Consider the following 18,152-nt stretch of genomic DNA (forward strand, 5'->3'; position numbering starts at 1 on the left):
AAGCCTGACACCCAGCGGTGCTCTCTGGTTCATCGCGAGCATGCTCGCTCCTACAAGTGACGGGCACAAAAAAAGGGAGGCCATTACGGGCCTCCCTCTTTCATTGCGATTCGCCGTTACAGACTGGCAATCCGCGCATGCTGCTCCGCCAACTTGCCCAGAGCCTGTTCGGCTTCGGCCAGTTTGGCGCGTTCTTTCTCGATCACTTCAGCGGGTGCCTTGTCGACGAACCCGGCGTTCGACAACTTGCCGCCGACGCGCTGCACTTCGCCTTGCAGGCGCTGGATTTCCTTGTCCAGACGCGCCAGTTCCGCGCCTTTGTCGATCAGGCCAGCCATCGGCACCAGCACTTCCATCTCGCCGACCAGGGCAGTCGCCGAAAGCGGTGCTTCTTCGCCAGCGGCCAGTACGGTGATCGATTCGAGGCGTGCCAGTTTCTTCAGCAACGCTTCGTTTTCGCTCAGGCGACGCTGATCTTCGGCGCTGACGTTTTTCAGGAACAGCGGCAGCGGTTTACCCGGGCCGATGTTCATTTCGCCACGGATGTTGCGTGTGCCGAGCATCAGGCCCTTGAGCCATTCGATGTCGTCTTCGGCCGCCTGATCGATGCGTGCTTCATTGGCCACTGGCCAAGGTTGCAACATGATCGTCTTGCCTTCGATACCGGCCAGCGGCGCGATGCGCTGCCAGATTTCTTCGGTGATGAATGGCATGAACGGATGCGCCAGGCGCAGGGCCACTTCCAGTACGCGAACCAGGGTGCGACGGGTGCCGCGCTGACGTTCGACCGGCGCGTTTTCGTCCCACAGCACAGGCTTGGAGAGCTCCAGGTACCAGTCGCAGTATTGGTTCCAGATGAACTCGTACAAGGCTTGTGCGGCCAGGTCGAAACGGAATTGATCCAGCTGACGGGTCACTTCGGCTTCGGTGCGCTGCAATTGCGAAATGATCCAGCGATCCGCCAGGGACAGTTCGTAGGCTTCGCCGTTCTGGCCGCAGTCCTCGCCCTTGTCCAGCACGTAGCGCGCGGCGTTCCAGATCTTGTTGCAGAAGTTGCGATAGCCTTCGACGCGGCCCATGTCGAACTTGATGTCGCGACCGGTGGACGCCAGCGAGCAGAAGGTGAAGCGCAGGGCGTCGGTGCCGTAGCTGGCGATACCCTCGGCGAACTCGTCGCGGGTCGCTTTCTCGATCTTCTTCGCCAGTTTCGGCTGCATCAGGCCCGAGGTGCGTTTCTGCACCAGTGTTTCGAGCTCGATGCCGTCGATGATGTCCAGCGGGTCCAGGACGTTGCCCTTGGACTTGGACATTTTCTGGCCCTGGCCATCACGCACCAGGCCGTGCACGTAAACGGTCTTGAACGGAACCTGCGGCGTGCCGTCCTCGTTCTTGATCAGGTGCATGGTCAGCATGATCATCCGGGCAACCCAGAAGAAGATGATGTCGAAACCGGTCACCAGCACATCGGTGGAGTGGAATTTCTTCAGGAATTCGGTCTTTTCCGGCCAGCCGAGGGTGGAGAAGGTCCACAGGCCCGAGCTGAACCAGGTGTCGAGTACGTCGTTGTCCTGCTGCAGCGCAACGTCCGGGCCGATGTTGTGCTTGGCACGCACTTCGGCTTCGTCGCGACCGACGTAGACCTTGCCCGACTCGTCGTACCAGGCCGGAATACGGTGGCCCCACCACAGCTGACGGCTGATGCACCAGTCCTGGATGTCACGCATCCACGAGAAGTACATGTTTTCGTATTGTTTCGGCACGAACTGGATACGACCGTCTTCAACGGCAGCAATCGCAGGCTCGGCCAATGGCTTGGTGGACACGTACCACTGGTCGGTCAGCCAAGGCTCGATGATGGTGCCGGAGCGGTCGCCTTTCGGCACTTTCAGGGCGTGATCGTTGACGCTGACCAGAAGGCCGGCGGCATCGAAGGCGGCAACGATTTGCTTGCGCGCTTCGAAACGCTCGAGACCGGCGTATTCGGCCGGGATCTTGCCGTCGATGCTTTCGTTCAGCGTGCCGTCGAGGTTGAACGCCTGAACCGCTGGCAGGACGTTGGCGTTCTTGTCGAAGATGTTCAGCAGCGGCAGGTTGTGACGCTTGCCGACTTCGTAGTCGTTGAAATCGTGGGCCGGGGTGATTTTCACGCAGCCGGTGCCGAATTCGGGGTCGCAGTAATCGTCGGCGATGATCGGAATGCGGCGGCCAACCAGTGGCAGCTCGACGAATTTGCCGATCAGGGCTTTGTAGCGTTCGTCGTTCGGGTTAACGGCCACGGCGGAGTCGCCGAGCATGGTTTCCGGACGGGTCGTCGCGACGATCAGGTAATCGTTGCCTTCAGCGGTCTTGGCGCCGTCGGCCAGTGGGTATTTCAGGTTCCACAGGAACCCCTTCTCGTCGTGGTTTTCCACTTCGAGGTCGGAAATCGCCGTGTGCAGCTTGGTGTCCCAGTTGACCAGGCGCTTGCCGCGGTAAATCAGGCCGTCTTCGTGCAGGCGCACGAAGGCTTCTTTAACGGCTTCCGATAGGCCGTCGTCCATGGTGAAGCGCTCGCGGCTCCAGTCCACGGACGAGCCGAGGCGACGGATCTGGCGGCTGATGTTGCCGCCGGACTGATCCTTCCACTCCCAGACTTTCTCAAGGAATTTGTCGCGGCCCAGATCATGGCGATTTTGGCCCTGGGCTTCGAGCTGACGCTCCACCAGCATTTGCGTGGCAATACCGGCGTGGTCGGTGCCCGGCTGCCACAGGGTGTTGCGACCCTGCATGCGGCGGAAACGGATCAGGGCGTCCATGATCGCGTTGTTGAAGCCGTGACCCATGTGCAGGCTGCCGGTGACGTTCGGCGGCGGGATCATGATGGTGTAGGACTCGCCCGCGCCTTGCGGGGCGAAGTAATTCTCGGACTCCCAGGTGTTGTACCAGGAAGTTTCAATGGCGTGCGGCTGGTAGGTCTTATCCATGCGCGGCGGGACCCTATTGGCATTTATTCAGGAAAAGCCGATGAGTATAGCGGGGATAAACTGTTACGCGTAGAGCGAGGCGTCAGCGGGGACGGGAAAATTCGTGACTGGCCGGGGATTTTTTGTCGGTCAGGACGCCTTCGCAAGCAGGCTCGCTCCCACAGAAGTGTACGGTCACTGTGGGAGCGAGCCTGCTCGCGAAAAGCTATCTATCAGCCGATGCGATTCAAATCGTTATGCCGTGTTTCTTTCAGGCACAGCACTGCAATCAAACTCAGTACCGCCGCCCCGGATACATACCCGCCGACATAACTCAAACCGCCCATCGCCACCAGTTTCTGCGCAAAGAACGGTGCCGCCGACGCACCGACGATCCCGCCCAGGTTGTAGGCTGCCGAAGCACCGGTGTAGCGCACATGAGTCGGAAACAGCTCTGGTAGCAGTGCGCCCATCGGCGCGAAGGTCACGCCCATCAGAAACAGCTCGATGCACAAGAACAGGGCGACGCCCCAGGTGGAGCCCTGAGTCAGCAGTGGCTCCATCAGGAACCCGGAGAGGATCGCCAGTACGCCGCCGATGATCAGGATCGGTTTGCGCCCGAAGCGATCACTGGCCCAGGCCGACAGTGGCGTGGCTGCGGCCATGAACAGAACGGCGAAGCACAGCAGGCCGAGGAAGGTTTCGCGACTGTAACCGAGCGTGGCCACGCCATAGCTTAGGGAGAATACGGTCGAGATATAGAACAGCGCGTAACACACCACCATCGCGCCGGCGCCCAGCAATACCGGCAGCCAGTACTGGCTGAACAGCTCGATCAGCGGGATCTTCACCCGTTCCTCGCGGGCCACCGCATTGGCGAACACTGGTGTTTCGTGAAGTTTGAGGCGCACGTACAGGCCGACCATTACCAGTGCGGCGCTGAGCAGGAACGGAATGCGCCAGCCCCAGGAGCGGAATTGTTCGTCGTTCAGGAGCATGGCCAGCGTCAGGAACAGGCCATTGGCTGCGAGGAAGCCGATGGAGGGGCCGAGCTGTGGAAACATGCCGAACCAGGCGCGCTTGCCCTTGGGGGCGTTCTCCGTGGCCAGCAGTGCTGCACCGCCCCATTCGCCACCCAGACCAAGGCCTTGGCCGAAACGCAGCACGCAGAGCAGGATGGGGGCCCAGGCACCGATACTGTCGTAACCTGGCAGCACGCCAATCAGCGTGGTGCACACCCCCATCAATAGCAGAGAAGCCACCAGGGTCGATTTTCGGCCAATGCGGTCGCCAAAGTGTCCGAACAGCGCCGAGCCCAAGGGGCGAGCGAGGAAGGCAATGCCGAAAGTGAGAAAAGCTGAAAGCATTTGTGCGGTGCCGGAGGTCTGCGGAAAGAACACCGGACCGATCACCAGCGCCGCGGCGGTGGCGTAGACGTAGAAGTCGTAGAACTCGATGGCGGTGCCGATGAAGCTCGCGGTAGCCACGCGGGTGGCGGAGTTCGTCGGTTGCGCAGGCGTGGAGTCGCTGTAAGTCGTGCTGGTCGTCATGCGGTTATCCCTGACAGTCATGTGCCCCGGTGGAGCGAATTATTATGGTCGAACACCCAGGGATGTGGGTTTGCAGCGGGGTGCGGGTAGCACGGGGTAGAGCGGCTTGGGTAAGCGGCTCGATTATAGGAAGGAGGCTAACGAATCAACAAGCTCTGTAGGAGCCGGCTTGTTGGCGATAGGGTTTCAAGAGTGCTATCGCCAGCAAGCCGGCTCCTGCAGGTCGGATTTCAGGCAGCGGATTTTGCAATGGCTGTCTGCCAGACCAGCACCCGCGTGACGCGATTGTCTTCTGTCTCAAGGATTTCCAGCCGGTAACGGCCGATTTTCAGGCATACCGCACTCTCGGGAATGGTTTCCAGTGCCTCGGTCACCAGGCCGTTAAGGGTTTTCGGGCCGTCGCTTGGCAGGTGCCAGCCGAGACTCTTGTTCAGGTCGCGGATCGACGCGGCGCCATCGATCACCAGGCGCCCATCTGCCTGTGGATGGATATGCGGGTTGTCGAGGCTTTGCTGGCTTTCGAACTCGCCGACGATTTCTTCGAGAATATCTTCCAGGGTCACGATGCCGAGCACTTCGCCGTACTCGTCCACGACCATGCCCAGGCGTCGCTGCTGTTTGTGGAAGTTCAGTAGCTGCAATTGCAGGGGGGTGCTTTCCGGAACGAAGTAGGGCTCGCGGCTGGCTGCCAGCAGCGCTTCCAGCGTCAGGCTGCTGTCGGGGAGCAAATGGCCGATTTGCCGGGTGTTGAGCACCGCTTCGACCTGGTTGATGTCGCTGTGGAACACCGGTAGGCGCGTGCGTTTGTTGTTGCGCAATTGCTCGATGATCTCCTCGATCGGATCGTCGAGGTTGATTCCGTCGACTTCGCTGCGTGGTACGAGGATGTCGTTGACTGTGATGTTATCCAGCGCATGGATGCCTGGCAGCGAGTGCGGGCGGCAGACAGCGGGTTCGCGGTCGTCGTGGCGCTCCTTGGGCGCTTCGTCTTCGCTCTGTTGCACGACTTTGACTGTGCGGGCAAACGGGCGCATCAATAACCGGCTGACGGCATCGAGCAGCCAGGCTGCCGGGTAAATGATTTTCAAGGGTACGGGGAGCAGGGTGTTGCCCAGGGCCAGGATCGCATCCGGATGGCGGGCGGCGAGGGCTCGAGGCACGTAATCGGCGAACACCAGTAAAATGGCGCCTGCGCCGAGGCAGGCCACCCACGGACCGTTCTCGGCCCAGGTGAAAATCGCCAGCAAGGTACAAATGACCACCACCAGCGTTCGGCACAGGGTATTGCAGAAAATCAGGCTGTTGAGCGGAAAATTCAGCCTGGCCAGTGGCTTGTCGCCCGAGCGCGAGGCCGTACGCTTGGCCAGTACGTGCAGGTGGGCGGATTCAATGGCGGAAAACAGGCCCGACCACAAAATCAGCAGGGCCACTACTGCGAGCATCGGCCCTAAGGGCAAGTCGTCCATTAATGCCGCCCGTCAGATGTGCAGGATGTATTCACGGACCAGCTTGCTGCCGAAATAGGCCAGCATCAGCAGGCAGAAACCGGCGAGGGTCCAGCGAATGGCCTTGTGTCCGCGCCAGCCGAGGCGGTTACGGCCCCAGAGCAACACACTGAAGACGACCCAGGCCAGGCAGGCCAGCAAGGTTTTATGCACCAGGTGCTGCGCGAACAGGTTATCGACGAACACCCAGCCGGAGATCAGCGACATCGACAACAGCGTCCAGCCGGCCCAGAGGAAGCCGAACAGCAGGCTTTCCATGGTTTGCAGGGGCGGGAAGTTCTTGATCAGTCCCGACGGGTGCTTGTGTTTGAGTTGATGATCCTGAATCAGGAGCAACAAGGACTGGAACACCGCAATGGTGAACATGCCGTAGGCGAGGATTGACAGCAGGATATGGGCGAGGATGCCCGGTTCCTCGTCGATCACTTGCACCGTGCCGGCCGGGGCGAATTGCGCGAGCAGCACCGTGATGGCGCCCAGCGGAAACAGCAGCACCAGCAGGTTTTCCACCGGGATCCGTGAACAGGCCAGCAGCGTCAACGCAATGACTGCGGCTGCAATCAGGCTGGAGGCGCTGAAGAAGTCCATGGCAAGGCCGAACGGGGTCAGCAGGTGGGCGAGCAGGCTGGCGCCATGGGCCAGCACGGCGAGGACGCCGAGCGTGACCAGCAGGCGTTTGTTGGCCTTGGCGCAGGTGGCCAGGCGAGTGCCCTGATAGAGAGTCGCAGCGGCATATAAGAAGGCGGCGGCGAGGGTAGTCAGCAAACTGGGTGACAAGGGGAGCATAAGTCCTGTTAGGCAAGCCCGAAAGTCGCTGAGTTTGGCATAGAATCGCTGCGGCACGAAAGACCGGGCAAGCTGACGGCGAGGTGTCCGCCGACCGCAGTCTTCGCTATAATCCGCGACCTGCCCACGCCGCAGGCTCGCCGAGCACATGTTTAGTCCGGTTCGGGCCGCCATTATCCCGGTCTACACAGGGCCTGAAAGGATCGCGCAATGTTTGAAAACTTAACCGACCGTCTCTCGCAGACGCTGCGCCATGTCACCGGCAAGGCGAAGCTGACCGAGGACAATATCAAAGACACCCTGCGCGAAGTGCGCATGGCGTTGCTCGAAGCCGACGTTGCCTTGCCGGTGGTGAAGGACTTCGTCAATTCGGTCAAGGAACGTGCCGTCGGCACCGAAGTGTCGCGCAGCCTGACACCGGGCCAGGCCTTTGTGAAAATCGTCCAGGCCGAACTCGAGAGCCTGATGGGTGCGGCCAACGAAGACCTGAACCTGAGTGCGGTTCCGCCTGCCGTCATCTTGATGGCCGGTCTGCAGGGTGCTGGTAAAACCACGACCGCCGGCAAGCTTGCGCGTTTCCTTAAAGAGCGCAAGAAGAAGTCGGTGATGGTTGTGTCGGCGGACGTTTACCGTCCGGCGGCGATCAAGCAGCTGGAAACCCTGGCCAACGACATCGGTGTGACATTCTTCCCGTCCGACCTGAGCCAGAAGCCGGTCGACATCGCCCAGGCGGCTATAAAGGAAGCAAAACTCAAATTCATCGACGTGGTCATTGTCGATACCGCCGGTCGCCTGCACATCGACGAAGAGATGATGGGCGAAATCAAGGCCCTGCACGCCGCGATCAACCCGGTCGAAACACTGTTCGTCGTCGACGCCATGACCGGCCAGGACGCCGCCAACACGGCCAAGGCCTTTGGTGACGCGCTACCGCTGACCGGTGTGATCCTGACGAAGGTAGACGGCGATGCCCGTGGCGGTGCCGCCCTGTCGGTCCGCGCCATTACCGGCAAGCCGATCAAGTTCATCGGTATGGGCGAGAAGAGCGAAGCGCTCGACCCGTTCCACCCTGAGCGTATCGCCTCGCGCATTCTCGGCATGGGCGACGTGCTCAGCCTGATCGAGCAGGCAGAAGCCACCCTCGACAAGGAAAAGGCCGACAAGCTGGCCAAGAAGCTGAAGAAGGGCAAGGGCTTCGACCTCGAAGACTTCCGTGACCAGCTGCAACAGATGAAGAACATGGGCGGCCTTGGCGGCCTCATGGACAAACTGCCGAACATGGGCGGTGTGAATCTGGCGCAGATGGGCAACGCCCAGAGTGCGGCAGAGAAGCAGTTCAAGCAGATGGAAGCCATTATCAACTCCATGACCCCGGCCGAGCGCCGCGACCCTGAGCTGATCAGTGGCTCGCGCAAGCGTCGTATCGCCATGGGTTCCGGCACCCAGGTGCAGGACATCGGTCGCTTGATCAAGCAACACAAGCAGATGCAGAAGATGATGAAGAAATTCTCCGCCAAGGGCGGAATGGCGAAAATGATGCGCGGCATGGGCGGAATGTTGCCCGGCGGCGGCATGCCAAAGATCTGAAAGTACTCGCCGGCCGTCGCGCCGGCGCAGTCCCGCAAGGACGCGGGATCTACAGTAAACCCGCACTTGGCGGGAACTGACCGGCCGTTTTATCGACGGCTCTATCGCAAATCTGCACGGCTTGCCATAGGCGCCGGAAAAAGTCATTTGCAAAAGTCCGGATATTCCTTAGAATATGCGGCCTTTCGGGCACCCATGCCCGCTGTGCCTTTAGATTTGCAGCACCGACTACAGGAACGATGTTCACATGCTAACAATCCGTCTTGCCCTTGGCGGCTCCAAAAAGCGCCCGTTTTACCACCTGACCGTAACCGACAGCCGCAACCCGCGTGACGGTTCCCACAAAGAACAGGTTGGTTACTTCAACCCTGTTGCCCGTGGTCAGGAAGTTCGTCTGTCCGTGAACCAAGAGCGCGTAGCCTACTGGCTGAGCGTTGGTGCACAACCTTCTGAGCGCGTTGCTCAGTTGTTGAAGGAATCTGCCAAGGCTGCGGCCTGAGCAATATGAACGCGACGCCAGCTGTTGCTGATGATTTGATCGTTATCGGCAAGATTTACTCTGTTCACGGCGTTCGCGGCGAAGTGAAGGTGTATTCCTTTACTGATCCGATCAAAAACCTGCTGAACTACAAAGCCTGGACGCTCAAGCGTGACGGCCATGTAAAGCAGGTAGAGCTGGTCAGCGGACGCGGGAACGACAAGTTCCTGGTCGCAAAGCTCAAGGGTCTCGATGATCGTGAAGAAGCGCGTCTTCTGGCCGGTTATGAGATCTGCGTGCCGCGCAACCTGTTCCCTGAACTGACCGACGGCGAGTACTACTGGTACCAGCTGGAAGGTCTCAAGGTCATCGACACGCTCGGACAGCTGTTTGGGAAGATCGATCACCTGCTGGAGACCGGCTCGAATGATGTAATGGTGGTCAAGCCTTGCGCTGGCAGCCTGGATGATCGCGAACGCCTGTTGCCCTATACGGAGCAATGCGTGTTGGCCGTCGACCTGGTCGCGGGCGAGATGAAGGTGGATTGGGACGCGGATTTCTAAGCGTGGCTAACTTGCGCGTAGAAGTGATCAGTTTGTTTCCCGAGATGTTCTCCGCCATCAGCGAGTACGGCATCACCAGTCGGGCGGTGAAACAGGGGCTCTTGCAGCTGACCTGTTGGAATCCGCGAGACTACACGACGGATCGACATCACACTGTGGATGATCGCCCATTTGGCGGTGGTCCGGGCATGGTGATGAAGATCAAGCCCCTGGAAGATGCATTGGTTCAGGCCAAGGCAGCCGCCGGGGAGGGAGCGAAGGTGATTTACCTGTCCCCCCAAGGCCGTCAACTGACTCAGTCGGCGGTACGCGAGTTGGCGAATCTGGATGCATTGATCCTGATTGCCGGCCGTTATGAAGGCATTGACGAGCGCTTTATAGACGCTCATGTCGATGAAGAGTGGTCGATTGGTGACTATGTACTGTCTGGCGGCGAGCTGCCGGCGATGGTCATGATCGATGCGGTTACACGACTGCTGCCTGGAGCTTTAGGGCATGCAGGCTCCGCCGAGGAAGATTCCTTTACGGATGGTCTGCTGGATTGCCCGCACTACACCCGACCGGAGGTGTATGCGGATCAGCGTGTTCCCGACGTATTGCTAAGTGGCAATCACGCGCACATCCGGCGTTGGCGTTTACAGCAGTCCCTTGGTCGGACCTATGAACGACGCGCCGATCTTCTGGAAAGCCGCTCGCTTTCTGGAGAAGAGAAGAAGCTGCTCGAGGAATACATCCGCGAGCGGGACGATAGTTAACAACGTATCGATGGTAGATCCGACGATTTACCTTAGGAGCACAGCATGACTAACAAAATCATCCTTGCACTCGAAGCAGAGCAGATGACCAAAGAGATCCCTACCTTTGCCCCGGGCGACACCATTGTCGTTCAGGTGAAAGTGAAGGAAGGCGACCGTTCGCGTCTGCAAGCGTTCGAAGGTGTTGTTATCGCCAAGCGTAACCGCGGCGTAAACAGTGCATTCACCGTTCGTAAAATCTCCAACGGTGTTGGCGTAGAGCGTACTTTCCAGACCTACAGCCCGCAAATCGACAGCATGGCTGTGAAGCGTCGCGGTGACGTACGTAAAGCCAAGCTGTACTACCTGCGCGACCTGTCGGGTAAAGCAGCTCGCATCAAGGAAAAACTGGTTTAAGTCCAGCTTCCGATGCAGAAAAAAGCAGCCTACGGGCTGCTTTTTTGTTGCCCGCGATTTATGACCGGATTCCGAGTCGTGGCTTTCGCGAGCAGGCGTGGCATGCAGTTCCCTGTGGGAGCGAGCCTGCTCGCGAAGCGATATTTCAGGCGCCGGCAATCTCAGGCTGAATCAACGCCAGCAATGTCCACCCCGATGTGGGTTTCAGCGAGCTATCCGGCGTCACCACATGCACCCAGCCACTGTCGTCGCGCATGAACAGCAGCGTTGCGCGATCGCCGTGCAGCGCCCGGTAATCGTCCCAGCCGAAGCCATCCTTCAATGTCGTGGTGTACAACTCGGCCCCCTGGCTCAGTTGACTGGCGAACTTGCCGTAGGTCAGTGCCTCGTTGCCCAATTGATTGGCGCGATGCTCCAGGCTGGTCCGGTGCTTGTCGGAGCGGCGACTTTCCTGGCCGCTGGTCAGGCCGAACATTCGCTGATGGCCGAAGTCGTGACGGAAGCGCATCAATGCCAGCGTATTCATTTCGCCTGATGGTGACAGCGCCAGCAAGTGGCCAAGCCCCACCAGATCCAGGTGCGCATCAGCATGTTGTGAGGCTGGATTGCCGAAATAGGTGGGTAAACCTTCCATACGGGCCGCGCGGATATTTTCCCAGCTGGAGTCGGTCAGTAGAACACGGGTATCCAGTTGTTGCAGTGCTTTACCGAGGGTGCGTGCAGGACCGTTGGCGCCGATGATCAGAAAACCACTGGGCGCCGGTTCCGCAACCTTCAGCAGGCGCGCCAGCGGGCGTGCCGTCGCACTTTGCAGCACGACGGTGCCGATGATCACGGCAAAGGTCAGCGGCACGAGTAGCAGCGCACCATCGTGCCCGATTTCGTCCAGGCGGATGGCGAATACGGCGGACACCGCTGCGGCGACGATACCCCGTGGGGCGATCCATGACAGCAGTGCCCGCTCGCGCCAGCTCAGGCTCGAGCCCGCCGTGCAGAGCAGCACGTTCAGGGGGCGTGCAATGAATTGAATGATCAGCAGCAGAATCAATACCAGTGGCCCGAGGGCGATCAAGGCGTTCAGGTCCAACCGTGCCGCCAGCAATATGAACAGCCCGGAAATCAGCAGGACACTGAGGTTTTCCTTGAAGTGCAGGATGTGCCGCACATCCACGCCCTTCATGTTGGCCAGCCACATGCCCATCAGCGTCACCGCCAACAGGCCGGATTCATTCATCACTTCGCTGGAGGCAATGAAGATACCCAGGACAGCGGCCAGGGAAGCCAGGTTGTGCAGGTACTCCGGCAGCCAATGTCGACGAATGATGGTGCCCAACACCCAGCCACCCGCAATGCCGAACAGGCTGCCGCACAGAATAACCCCGGCAAAGGTCAGCAGGCTTTGCGAAAGGCCACTGTCCTCGGCGCTGGCGATGATGAAGCTATAGACCACCACGGCCAGCAAGGCACCGATGGGGTCGATGACAATGCCTTCCCAGCGCAGGATGCTGGCAATCGAGGCTTTGGGGCGCACAACCCGCAGCATCGGCACAATCACGGTCGGCCCGGTGACCAGAGTCAGGCTGCCGAACAGGGCCGCCAGCATCCAGTCGAATCCCAGCAACCAGTGAGTGGCCAGGGCGATGACCACCCAGGTCGAAAGGGCGCCGAGAGTCACCAGGCGACGGACCACGCTGCCGACTTCCCGCCATTCCGACAAATGCAGTGTCAGGCTGCCTTCGAACAGGATCAACGCTACTGCGAGGGATACCAGGGGCATCAACAAAGGCCCGAACATTTCTTCGGGGTCGAGCAAGTGCAACACAGGTCCGACCAGGATGCCGGTCAACAGCAGAAACAGAATGGCCGGCAATTTCAAGCGCCAGGCCAGCCACTGGCAGCCCAACGCTGCCGCACCAATACCACCCAACGCCAACAAAATCTGCTGTTCGCTCATTACCGCTCCCTGTTCCTTGAAATAGCGCGCTATGAAAGACTAGCGGCCGTTTTTAACGTCCATGCTGATTTTTGTGCGCAGGTGTCAATCTGCGCGAATTGAGTGCCCATGCCTGCCATCGATCATCCATTGATAGACCAATTCCTTGACGCCCTGTGGTTGGAGAAAGGTCTTTCCGATAACACCCGCGATGCTTATCGCAGTGACCTCGCACTGTTCAACGGCTGGTTGCAGGAAAAAGATCTGGAGCTGGCCAGCGCGGGTCGGGAATTGATCCTTGATCACCTCGCTTGGCGCGTGGAACAAAACTACAAACCTCGGTCCACTGCGCGATTTCTCTCCGGTGTGCGGGGCTTCTATCGCTATTTGTTGAGGGAAAAGCTGGTCGCCGTCGATCCGACCCTTCGTGTCGACATGCCGCAACTCGGCAGGCCGTTACCCAAATCCTTGTCGGAAGCGGATGTCGAAGCCTTGCTGGCGGCACCGGATTTAAGCGAAGCGATCGGTCAGCGTGATCGGGCCATGCTCGAGGTGTTGTACGCCTGCGGCTTGCGGGTGACGGAACTGGTCAGCCTGACGCTGGAACAGGTCAACCTGCGCCAGGGCGTCTTGCGGGTGATGGGCAAGGGCAGCAAGGAGCGGCTGGTGCCGATGGGCGAGGAGGCGATTGTCTGGGTCGAGCGCTACCTGCGCGATGGCCGTGCCGAGTTGCTCGGCGGGCGTCCCAGTGATGTGTTGTTCCCCAGCCAGCGGGGGGAGCAGATGACCCGCCAGACGTTCTGGCACCGGATCAAGCATCAGGCCAAGGTCGCGGGGATCGGCAAGTCGCTGTCGCCACACACCTTGCGTCATGCGTTTGCCACACACCTTCTCAACCATGGCGCTGACTTGCGGGTGGTGCAGATGTTGCTGGGGCACAGCGATTTGTCGACCACGCAGATCTATACCCACGTCGCCCGGGCGCGGTTGCAGGATCTGCATGCCAAACACCACCCGCGTGGTTGACCGAAATCCCTGTGGGAGCGGGCTTGCCCGCGATGAGTTCATCAGATCCAACATTAATGGTGCCTGACACACTGCAATCGCGGGCAAGCCCGCTCCCACAGGGTTCTATGGTGTTCCGAAGTCTGGCGACAGGCGCATTCGGCCCTGGCGACCTTATGTGGTAGGCTTTGCCGGTTTGCACGATGGGCGGTTATGACCCGGTGTTTCGCGACCGGCGTTCTGAGCGTTCCATTTGTCCGCCTTCAGGAGTTCTCATGCGTCTGACCCAGATTTTCGCCGCCGCCGCCATTGCGTTGGTCAGCACCTTTGCCGTCGCCGATGACGCGGCCGACAAAGCCATCCGTAAAAGCCTGGAAAACCTCCAGCTCGAAGTGCCGGTAGAAACCATCACCGCCAGTCCCTTGCCGGGCCTGTACGAAGTCAAGCTCAAGGGCAGTCGCGTGCTGTACGCCAGCGCCGACGGCCAGTACGTGGTGCAGGGCTACATGTTCCAGCTCAAGGACGGCAAGCCGGTCAACCTGACCGAGAAGACCGAACGCCTGGGCATCTCCAAGCTGATCAACGAGATTCCGGTCGCTGAAACCGTGGTGTACCCGGCCATTGGCGAAACCAAATCGCACATCACCGTGTTCACCGACACCACCTGCCCCTACTGCCACAAGCTGCACGCCGAAGTGCCCGAGCTGAACAAGCGTGGCATCGAAGTGCGTTACGTGGCGTTTCCGCGCCAGGGCCTGGGCTCTCCGGGTGACGAGCAACTGCAAGCGGTATGGTGCTCGAAAGACAAGAAAGCGGCCATGGACAAGATGGTCGAGGGCAAGGAGATCAAGGCCGCCAAGTGCGATAACCCGGTGTCCAAGCAGTTCGCCCTCGGCCAGTCGATTGGCGTGAACGGTACGCCGGCCATCGTTTTGGCCGACGGTCAGGTCATTCCGGGCTATCAGCCTGCGCCACAAGTCGCCAAACTGGCGCTGGGCGCGAAGTAAATTCGCATCGTCATGGCAGCCATGACGATCATGGTCCGGCAGCGACATCGCCGGGCCATTAATAGAGAGTCGCGATTCTGCGGCTGTTTTCACGGCCGGCCTTGCGTCGGCCGTTTTATGGGGAGTTCACAGTGAAACCGGTCAAAGTAGGCATCTGTGGGTTAGGGACCGTCGGTGGCGGTACCTTCAACGTACTTCAGCGCAACGCCGAGGAAATTGCTCGTCGTGCAGGGCGTGGGATCGAAGTGGCGCAAATTGCCATTCGCACGCCAAAGCCTCAGTTCCAAACGACCGGTATTGCGATTACCAACGATGTCTTCGAAGTGGCCACGAACCCTGAGATCGACATCGTCATAGAGCTGATGGGCGGCTATACCGTTGCCCGCGAGCTGGTACTCAAGGCCATCGAGAATGGCAAGCATGTGGTCACCGCGAACAAGGCGCTTATCGCCGTTCACGGTAATGAAATTTTCGCCAAGGCTCGCGAGAAGGGCGTGATCGTTGCGTTCGAAGCGGCCGTGGCCGGTGGCATTCCGGTGATCAAGGCGATCCGTGAAGGTTTGTCCGCCAACCGCATCAACTGGGTCGCCGGGATCATCAACGGCACTGGTAACTTCATTCTTACCGAAATGCGTGAGAAGGGCCGGACCTTTGAAGACGTGCTGGCCGAAGCCCAGGCATTGGGTTACGCCGAAGCCGATCCAACCTTTGACGTCGAAGGCATCGACGCAGCGCACAAGCTGACGATCCTGGCGTCCATCGCTTTCGGTATCCCGCTGCAGTTCGATAAGGCCTATACCGAAGGCATCACCAAGTTGACCACCGCTGACGTGAACTACGCCGAAGCGCTGGGCTATCGCATCAAGCACCTGGGCGTGGCGCGCAGCACCGCGACCGGTATCGAGCTGCGTGTGCACCCGACGCTGATCCCGGCCGATCGCCTGATCGCCAATGTCAACGGCGTGATGAACGCAGTAATGGTCAATGGCGACGCCGCCGGTTCGACCCTGTTCTACGGCGCCGGCGCCGGCATGGAACCGACCGCTTCGTCGGTGATCGCCGACCTGGTGGACGTGGTTCGCGCCATGACCTCCGACCCGGAGAACCGCGTACCTCACCTGGCCTTCCAGCCAGACTCGCTGTCGGCCCATCCAATCCTGCCGATCGAAGCCTGTGAAAGCGCCTACTACCTGCGCATTCAGGCCAAGGATCACCCGGGCGTACTGGCCCAGGTGGCAAGCATCCTGTCCGAGCGCGGGATCAACATCGAGTCGATCATGCAGAAGGAAGTCGAGGAGCACGACGGCCTGGTGCCGATGATCCTGCTGACCCACCGCGTGCTGGAGCAGCATATCAATGATGCGATCCAGGCACTGGAAGCTCTTCAGGGCGTGGTAGGGCCGGTAGTCCGGATTCGCGTCGAACATTTGAATTAACACAGCTGCAAGCCGCAAGCTGCAAGCTGCAAGTAAAAGCGGAGTTGCTTTTGACTTGTAGCTTGAAGCTTGAAGCTTGAAGCCCAAACCGAAGGTTTGCCCCCATGCGCTACATCAGTACCCGCGGCCAGGCACCGGCCCTGAATTTCGAAGACGTCCTGCTGGCTGGCCTTGCCACCGACGGCGGTCTGTACGTCCCGGAAAACCTGCCACGTTTCACCCAGGAAGAAATCGCTTCCTGGGCCGGCCTGCCATATCACGAGCTGGCTTTCCGCGTCATGCGCCCGTTCGTCACCGGCAGCATCCCTGATGCCGATTTCAAAAAGATCCTTGAAGAAACCTACGGCGTATTCGCCCACAGCGCCGTCGCACCACTGCGTCAGTTGAACGGCAACGAATGGGTGATGGAGCTGTTCCACGGCCCGACCCTGGCATTCAAGGACTTCGCCCTGCAACTGCTCGGCCGCCTGCTCGACTACGTGCTGGAAAAGCGCGGCGAGCGCGTGGTGATCGTGGGTGCCACCTCCGGTGATACCGGTTCGGCCGCCATCGAAGGTTGCAAGCACTGCGAAAACGTCGACATCTTCATCCTGCACCCGCACAACCGCGTGTCCGAAGTGCAGCGTCGGCAGATGACCACCATTTTCGGTGACAACATCCACAACATCGCCATCGAAGGTAACTTCGATGACTGCCAGGAGATGGTCAAGGCGAGCTTCGCCGACCAGGGCTTCCTCAAGGGCACACGCCTGGTGGCGGTGAACTCGATCAACTGGGCGCGGATCATGGCCCAGATCGTTTACTACTTCCACGCGGCCCTGCAACTGGGTGGCCCGGCGCGCTCGGTGTCGTTCTCGGTGCCGACCGGCAACTTCGGCGACATCTTTGCCGGATACCTGGCGCGTAACATGGGCTTGCCGATCAACCAGTTGATCGTCGCGACCAACCGCAACGACATTCTGCACCGCTTCATGAGCGGTAATCAGTACGTCAAGGAAACCCTGCACGCCACCCTGTCGCCATCCATGGACATCATGGTGTCGTCGAACTTCGAGCGTCTGCTGTTCGACCTGCACGGTCGCAACGGTGCGGCGATTGCCGGGTTGATGGACAGCTTCAAGCAGGGTGGTGGTTTCAGCGTCGAACAAGAGCGTTGGACCGAAGCACGCAAGCTGTTCGACTCGCTGGCTGTGGATGATGCGCAAACCTGCGAAACCATCGCCGAGGTCTACGAGCAGACCGGTGAAGTGCTGGATCCGCACACTGCGATCGGCGTCAAGGCTGCACGGGAATGCCGCCGCAGCCTGGACATCCCGATGGTGATCCTCGGCACGGCTCACCCGGTCAAATTCCCGGATGCCGTGGAAAAGGCCGGTGTAGGAAAAGCACTGCATCTCCCTGAGCATCTTTCCGATCTGTTTGAACGGGAGGAACGCTGCACCGTGTTGCCGAACGACCTGAAAGCCGTGCAGAGCTTCGTCAGCCAGCATGGCAATCGCGGCAAGCCACTTTAAGCTGCGATAGCTGAACATCGCGAGCAGCCTTGTAACCCTTGTGGGGGCGAGCCTGCTCGCGAAAGCGGTCTCTCATTCAAAAAAGATGCTGACTGATACGCCGCCTTCGCGAGCAGGCTCGCTCCCACGAGGGTGGCTGCTCAGCGAACCCGACAAACGCCACACCTCTGTTTTTTCCCTGTCATCTTTGCCATGCATGCTCAATCGACCAGAGACACAGGTCTGCCTGCACTCGGCATTCAGAACTTTCTTCTCGGGCTGGCGGTCATTTACTAAGACACGCCCCAGGCACTTCGTTTTCGGACTATTGAGTGGTGATCGAGATGGAAAGTATCAGTCTCTTGCTCGGTGAGGCTCTGAGCCCGTACCAGGTGACATTGACCCCGTCAGGCCTTCAGGGCGAATGCCGGGTGACATTGAGGAATGCGAGCGGCATCAAAGTGGTTGAGCGCGAGTTCAATCAGGTGCAGTTGACAGACAAGCGCTCGTTGACCGATGTGGTCGACGGTTTGCATCGCGACTTACTGATCGCGGAAGGACGCCTGGAGCCCTGTGTGATCGCCGCATTGCGCAATGCGGCCCAGGACAAGCTGGTCGCCAGCCGAAATTGAAGGGTCATTTGTGGGAACCTTCCTGCGCCCAAGTCAGTCAGACCCATTAACAGCAGGATCAAGCATTGTGCTCCGGTGCTTGTC

15 protein-coding genes are annotated in these 18,152 nt (G+C 59.7%); 10 read left to right on the plus strand and 5 right to left on the minus strand.

Going from position 1 to position 18,152, the window contains the following annotated elements; translation table 11 throughout:
* Positions 1-116 precede the first annotated feature (116 nt).
* The 4 genes from ACSFE6_RS03205 to ACSFE6_RS03220 all read right to left on the minus strand — a co-directional run bounded on the left by ACSFE6_RS03205 (position 117) and on the right by ACSFE6_RS03220 (position 6,783).
* On the minus strand, positions 117-2,963 hold the full coding sequence (locus tag ACSFE6_RS03205; protein ID WP_435426238.1) for a valine--tRNA ligase: 2,847 nt from the start codon (positions 2,961-2,963) through the stop codon (positions 117-119).
* A 212-nt stretch (positions 2,964-3,175) separates the two neighbouring features.
* Entirely contained in the window at positions 3,176-4,492 is a 1,317-nt protein-coding gene (locus tag ACSFE6_RS03210) for an MFS transporter (protein WP_435426239.1), read from the minus strand.
* A gap of 230 nt (positions 4,493-4,722) precedes the next feature.
* Positions 4,723-5,958, minus strand: a complete 1,236-nt coding sequence (locus tag ACSFE6_RS03215; RefSeq protein WP_435426240.1) for an HlyC/CorC family transporter — start codon at positions 5,956-5,958, stop codon at positions 4,723-4,725.
* A gap of 12 nt (positions 5,959-5,970) precedes the next feature.
* Complete coding sequence (locus ACSFE6_RS03220) at positions 5,971-6,783, minus strand: cytochrome C assembly family protein (protein WP_435426241.1); 813 nt, start codon at positions 6,781-6,783, stop codon at positions 5,971-5,973.
* Positions 6,784-6,993: 210 nt separating this feature from the next.
* Here ACSFE6_RS03220 and ffh point away from each other — a divergent pair, with 210 nt between their 5' ends.
* The 5 genes from ffh to rplS all read left to right on the plus strand — a co-directional run bounded on the left by ffh (position 6,994) and on the right by rplS (position 10,562).
* Complete coding sequence (gene ffh, locus ACSFE6_RS03225; protein ID WP_435426242.1) at positions 6,994-8,370, plus strand: signal recognition particle protein; 1,377 nt, start codon at positions 6,994-6,996, stop codon at positions 8,368-8,370.
* A 247-nt stretch (positions 8,371-8,617) separates the two neighbouring features.
* Entirely contained in the window at positions 8,618-8,869 is a 252-nt protein-coding gene (rpsP, locus tag ACSFE6_RS03230; RefSeq protein WP_007972721.1) for a 30S ribosomal protein S16, read from the plus strand.
* 5 nt (positions 8,870-8,874) lie between these two features.
* Positions 8,875-9,411, plus strand: coding sequence for a ribosome maturation factor RimM (gene rimM / locus ACSFE6_RS03235; RefSeq protein ID WP_110964738.1), 537 nt, complete (start codon positions 8,875-8,877; stop codon positions 9,409-9,411).
* Positions 9,412-9,413: 2 nt separating this feature from the next.
* Positions 9,414-10,166, plus strand: a complete 753-nt coding sequence (trmD, locus tag ACSFE6_RS03240) for a tRNA (guanosine(37)-N1)-methyltransferase TrmD (protein WP_435426243.1) — start codon at positions 9,414-9,416, stop codon at positions 10,164-10,166.
* Positions 10,167-10,211: 45 nt separating this feature from the next.
* Positions 10,212-10,562, plus strand: coding sequence for a 50S ribosomal protein L19 (rplS, locus tag ACSFE6_RS03245; RefSeq protein WP_054593850.1), 351 nt, complete (start codon positions 10,212-10,214; stop codon positions 10,560-10,562).
* 145 nt (positions 10,563-10,707) lie between these two features.
* On the opposite strand, the gene ACSFE6_RS03250 is transcribed toward rplS, so the two are convergent.
* On the minus strand, positions 10,708-12,516 hold the full coding sequence (locus tag ACSFE6_RS03250) for a cation:proton antiporter (RefSeq protein WP_435426244.1): 1,809 nt from the start codon (positions 12,514-12,516) through the stop codon (positions 10,708-10,710).
* A 108-nt stretch (positions 12,517-12,624) separates the two neighbouring features.
* Between ACSFE6_RS03250 and xerD the strand changes: the two genes are divergently transcribed.
* The 5 genes from xerD to ACSFE6_RS03275 all read left to right on the plus strand — a co-directional run bounded on the left by xerD (position 12,625) and on the right by ACSFE6_RS03275 (position 18,068).
* Entirely contained in the window at positions 12,625-13,521 is an 897-nt protein-coding gene (gene xerD / locus ACSFE6_RS03255; RefSeq protein ID WP_435426245.1) for a site-specific tyrosine recombinase XerD, read from the plus strand.
* Between the two features lie 254 nt (positions 13,522-13,775).
* Positions 13,776-14,507: a bifunctional protein-disulfide isomerase/oxidoreductase DsbC gene (dsbC, locus tag ACSFE6_RS03260; protein ID WP_435426246.1), complete on the plus strand. Its 732-nt coding sequence runs from the start codon at positions 13,776-13,778 to the stop codon at positions 14,505-14,507.
* 131 nt (positions 14,508-14,638) lie between these two features.
* A complete protein-coding gene (locus ACSFE6_RS03265; RefSeq protein ID WP_435426247.1) occupies positions 14,639-15,943 on the plus strand; it encodes a homoserine dehydrogenase in 1,305 nt (434 codons plus the stop codon).
* 104 nt (positions 15,944-16,047) lie between these two features.
* Complete coding sequence (gene thrC / locus ACSFE6_RS03270) at positions 16,048-17,457, plus strand: threonine synthase (RefSeq protein WP_435426248.1); 1,410 nt, start codon at positions 16,048-16,050, stop codon at positions 17,455-17,457.
* Positions 17,458-17,780: 323 nt separating this feature from the next.
* Complete coding sequence (locus tag ACSFE6_RS03275) at positions 17,781-18,068, plus strand: DUF3509 domain-containing protein (protein WP_435426249.1); 288 nt, start codon at positions 17,781-17,783, stop codon at positions 18,066-18,068.
* Positions 18,069-18,152 lie beyond the last annotated feature (84 nt).

It is taken from the genome of Pseudomonas baetica, from assembly GCF_051216495.1.
GTDB lineage: Bacteria > Pseudomonadota > Gammaproteobacteria > Pseudomonadales > Pseudomonadaceae > Aquipseudomonas > Aquipseudomonas baetica_B.

Excerpts from the sequence above, each read along its gene's own strand:
- xerD (WP_435426245.1), top strand. The coding sequence starts at position 12,625 with ATGCCTGCCATCGATCATCCATTGATAGACCAATTCCTTGACGCCCTG.
- ffh (WP_435426242.1), top strand. The coding sequence starts at position 6,994 with ATGTTTGAAAACTTAACCGACCGTCTCTCGCAGACGCTGCGCCATGTC.
- rimM (WP_110964738.1), top strand. The coding sequence starts at position 8,875 with ATGAACGCGACGCCAGCTGTTGCTGATGATTTGATCGTTATCGGCAAG.
- ACSFE6_RS03250 (WP_435426244.1), bottom strand. The coding sequence starts at position 12,516 with ATGAGCGAACAGCAGATTTTGTTGGCGTTGGGTGGTATTGGTGCGGCA.
- ACSFE6_RS03275 (WP_435426249.1), top strand. The coding sequence starts at position 17,781 with ATGGAAAGTATCAGTCTCTTGCTCGGTGAGGCTCTGAGCCCGTACCAG.
- ACSFE6_RS03215 (WP_435426240.1), bottom strand. The coding sequence starts at position 5,958 with ATGGACGACTTGCCCTTAGGGCCGATGCTCGCAGTAGTGGCCCTGCTG.
- ACSFE6_RS03220 (WP_435426241.1), bottom strand. The coding sequence starts at position 6,783 with ATGCTCCCCTTGTCACCCAGTTTGCTGACTACCCTCGCCGCCGCCTTC.
- rplS (WP_054593850.1), top strand. The coding sequence starts at position 10,212 with ATGACTAACAAAATCATCCTTGCACTCGAAGCAGAGCAGATGACCAAA.
- thrC (WP_435426248.1), top strand. The coding sequence starts at position 16,048 with ATGCGCTACATCAGTACCCGCGGCCAGGCACCGGCCCTGAATTTCGAA.
- ACSFE6_RS03205 (WP_435426238.1), bottom strand. The coding sequence starts at position 2,963 with ATGGATAAGACCTACCAGCCGCACGCCATTGAAACTTCCTGGTACAAC.
- ACSFE6_RS03210 (WP_435426239.1), bottom strand. The coding sequence starts at position 4,492 with ATGACGACCAGCACGACTTACAGCGACTCCACGCCTGCGCAACCGACG.
- dsbC (WP_435426246.1), top strand. The coding sequence starts at position 13,776 with ATGCGTCTGACCCAGATTTTCGCCGCCGCCGCCATTGCGTTGGTCAGC.
- rpsP (WP_007972721.1), top strand. The coding sequence starts at position 8,618 with ATGCTAACAATCCGTCTTGCCCTTGGCGGCTCCAAAAAGCGCCCGTTT.